Below are 3,580 nucleotides of genomic sequence, written 5' to 3'. Positions count from 1 at the left end.
GCAATGCAGACAGGAATGCCTACTTGCGCCACCGCACACCCTCAGGCAAAATAGAGAAACACAAGGAGGGCTGAGAGAGATGGTAGCCTGCCGACACTGTGGTACTGCAAACCAACTGGAAAAATTGGTCTGTGTTAAGTGTAAACGAGAGTTAATTGATCCCGCGATGGCGGGGAAGATCGCATGTGTCAACCATGCCAACAAAGAGGCCACGGCAAGCTGTGGCAAGTGTGCCTCCCTGCTCTGTGAGCGCTGTGCGCATGCACTCGGCGGGCAGATATTTTGTGAGAGCTGTGCTCCAGAAGGGGCAATCTCTCCCGAACACCACCAAGACTACGAAGCGATTCCCGTTATCCATGTCGAACAGGGGGCTGTTGAGCAGGCTCCCATCGCGGCACGCTTTGGAGCGATGCTGGTAGACATTGCTCTGTTTCTGGCTATCGCGGGAGTGCTTGCCGTGATCCTGGCTATGTTTACCGGCGGCAGCCTCCAGTCCGAGAGCTACCGCTACCTCACTAATGTCATGTGGCCTGAGTTCTGGATCTACTGGCTGGTGCTCCCGACGGGCTTTCTGGCCTATCACACTCTCATGGTCGCCATGAGCGGTCAGACGGTCGGTAAGCGGCTCGCGGGCGTGATTGTTTTAGACGCGGATGGGACGATTTTAGAAACGAATCAGGCGCTCAAGCGGGCTCTGGGGCAGCTTCTGTCCTTGGTTCCCGCAGGTCTGGGATTTCTCTGGGCACTCTGGGACGGGAATCATGAGACGTGGCACGATAAACTAGCTCAGACAGTAGCCTTCCGCTACCAAGACACGACCTAGACCACCGGGGTGGCAGGAGAGAAAATGGCCGACGAGACAACCGCTGAGTTCGACACCGAGGAGCTTGCCCGAGGCTGGGCGGCGCTTGCGGACTGTCGGCCCACACACCATACCGAGCTTGCGTTTGCCGCTCGCACTGATATTGGCCGTGTCCGAGAGAACAACGAAGACAAGTTCGATTTCTTCACGCCCGACGATGCCCCCACCCTTGCGGTACGGGGTAGGCTCTGGGCAATAGCCGATGGCATGGGCGGGCATAGTGCCGGTCAAGTGGCCTCCGAGGCGGGCCTCAAGACCGTGATCCGCTCCTACTTCGCCGAGCCTGTCGTCGGTGAGGTTGGCGAGGCGCTCCAGCAGGCATTTGCGGATGCGAATACGCTTATCACGCAGGCGGCTATCAGCATGAACGCCAAGAACGGCATGGGAACGACCATGGTGGTTGCCGTCGTCTTAGAGGACATGCTCACCATCGCTCATGTCGGGGACTCACGCGCGTTCTTGCTCCGTGAGGGCGAGCGGATTCGCCAGCTCACGACAGATCACTCCTGGGTCGAGGAGCAAGTCCGTCGCGGTGCTCTCACCCGAGTAGAGGCCGAGCAGTCGCCGTACCGCAACGTGATCACACGCTCGGTCGGGATGGGCGCAGGAATGGTTGCCGATATTCTGACGGAGAAGCTCTTTCCCGGCGATACGATCCTCCTTGCCACCGATGGCGTGACAGGCTACCTGGGCGAGGACGCACTCGCGGCCCTTGTCGGCACGAAAAGCCTCTCGAAGGCGGCACTTGATATCGTGGATGCGGCCAACGACGCAGGCGGTAAGGACAACAGCACCGTTCTCTTGCTCCGTGTCCAGACCGTCACTGCCTTGGAGCCGGAGGGCTAAATAGATGCAGCTCGGACGCTACAAAATCGTTCGGGAGATCGCGCGCTCCAACGACATTGTCTACGAGGCGCAAGACCCGCAGGTCGGGCGACGGGTAGCGGTCAAAGAGCTGGCACTCGCCCCCGATGCCGCTGGAGCCGCGCGGGTAGATCGGATCGAGCGTTTTTACCGAGAAGCACGCGCCGCGGGGCAGCTCTCCCACCCCAATATCGTCACGATCCACGAAGTCGGCGAGGATGCCGGGCGCTATTTTATTGCGATGGAGTACTTAGAGGGCCAGACGCTCCGCCAGCAGCTCGTGGCAAACGGCCCCCTCCCCCTCACCGAAGTCGTACGCATCGGGATCGCGCTCGCCGATGCATTAGATTTCGCCCATAGAGCTGGGATTGTCCACCGTGATCTCAAGCCCGACAATGTCCATATTCTTCCTGGTGGCCAAGTCAAGCTCACCGACTTTGGGATCGCACGCATTCTCTCGGAGTCCGCGCTCACCGTCGCCGGGCAGATCTTTGGGACGCCCAGCTACATGTCGCCCGAGCAGATCAAGGGACTTCCGATAGATGCCCGCTCCGATATTTTCTCGCTGGGAATTCTTCTCTGGGAGATGACCGCAGGCCGCAAGCCCTTCACCGGCGACTCGGTCGTCACCATTACCTACCACATCTGCAACGACCCGACGCCCCCCGTGCCCGGTGCCACACCCGCGCTGGAAGCCGTGATCCAGCGGGCCACGCAAAAAGACGCCAGCGGGCGCTTCTACAGCGCCCACGAGCTACGCGAGGCACTCGAAGCCGTCGCCCAGAGCCGCACCGGCGTCTTTGCTGCTGCCAACCGCATGCAAGCCCCCCCCGCCCGCATGAGTGGGGGAGCTTTTCCCGCTCCCATCTCCGCCGCTGATTTCGGAGGAGGCGGGGGCAATAGCACGATGCAGTACGGAGCCGCCACTCAGCTCGGTATGGCACCGCCCGCCCCTCCGCCCCCACACACGGCCTCCCCCAATCTTGGGGGCGGGGGGGGCCAAGGTCTTGCCCCGATTCCCGTCCAAACACGCGGCAGCTACGCCTGGCTCTGGGGTGCGCTCGGCGGCGCGGCGCTGGTGATTATCGGCTTCCTTCTGGCTACAACAATAACGATGAGAGGGAGACAAGGCACCGACAACTCTCAAACTCTCCCGCAAGGCGGGGAGAGAGAAGGTGCTCCAAAAGCCCCACTGGATCAGTTTATTGACCAAGCTATCAGTAAAAAGCTAGGCAGTGCTCCCCCATCCGGCGGGGCCAGCGGGAGTGCGCCTAGTGTCGTGCCCCAAGTACGGCAAGCTTCTGAGCAGGAGCTAACTCTAGCTAGGCGATGGATCGAACAAGGTAAGCAATATGAAAGACAAAGGGACTGGAATAAAGCAGCAGATTGTTACCGTTGGGCAAAAGAAAAAGCAATTAATACAGAGGTTGGAAATGAAGCCGAACGACTCTATTCCGAAGCGGTAAATCATACTGATCTTTTCGGTGGCGCGATCAGACGGGAAAATTAATTATGCAACCTGCATGTAAAATGTGTGGACTTATTATTAGCTCAGGAGACCAATATTGTCGGACTTGTGGATTTAGAGTACCTCAAGAAGAAACTCATGTTCCAAACAATGTTTCTGACGAAATGAGTATCACTAATTATCCTGTTCCAATTCAAAAAAAAGAAAACAATATTCCTTTAGGATTAATTATAGCAGGGATATTATTCCTAGTAATTTTCCTAACAACAGTTAGCTTCCTTACTATAAAAGCAACTATGGAGCCCCAAAATGGGGCTATCATCTCTCCAGATTCATCAGTTATCACGCAGGAAACAAGAACTGATAACATAAGGAATGGCAGGGAC

4 protein-coding genes are annotated in these 3,580 nt (G+C 57.6%); all 4 read left to right on the top strand.

The window, feature by feature from the left end; all coding sequences use genetic code 11:
* A partial coding sequence (locus RMO15_RS15305; protein WP_309714317.1) for an RDD family protein occupies positions 1–823 on the top strand: 823 nt, incomplete at its 5' end.
* A gap of 24 nt (positions 824–847) precedes the next feature.
* Positions 848–1,708 (top strand): protein phosphatase 2C domain-containing protein, encoded by an 861-nt coding sequence (locus tag RMO15_RS15300; RefSeq protein WP_309714316.1) that lies wholly within the window; start codon positions 848–850, stop codon positions 1,706–1,708.
* 4 nt (positions 1,709–1,712) lie between these two features.
* Positions 1,713–3,236, top strand: coding sequence for a serine/threonine-protein kinase (locus RMO15_RS15295; protein WP_309714315.1), 1,524 nt, complete (start codon positions 1,713–1,715; stop codon positions 3,234–3,236).
* A gap of 2 nt (positions 3,237–3,238) precedes the next feature.
* A partial coding sequence (locus tag RMO15_RS15290) for a hypothetical protein (RefSeq protein WP_309714314.1) occupies positions 3,239–3,580 on the top strand: 342 nt, incomplete at its 3' end.

Source organism: Armatimonas sp. (genome assembly GCF_031410135.1).
GTDB lineage: Bacteria > Armatimonadota > Armatimonadia > Armatimonadales > Armatimonadaceae > Armatimonas.
Note: the sequence above shows the minus strand (reverse complement) of the source record. Positions and strands in the feature narration are given on the sequence as shown.

Coding starts and splice junctions, on each gene's coding strand:
- RMO15_RS15295 (WP_309714315.1), top strand. CDS start 1,713: ATGCAGCTCGGACGCTACAAAATCGTTCGGGAGATCGCGCGCTCCAAC.
- RMO15_RS15300 (WP_309714316.1), top strand. CDS start 848: ATGGCCGACGAGACAACCGCTGAGTTCGACACCGAGGAGCTTGCCCGA.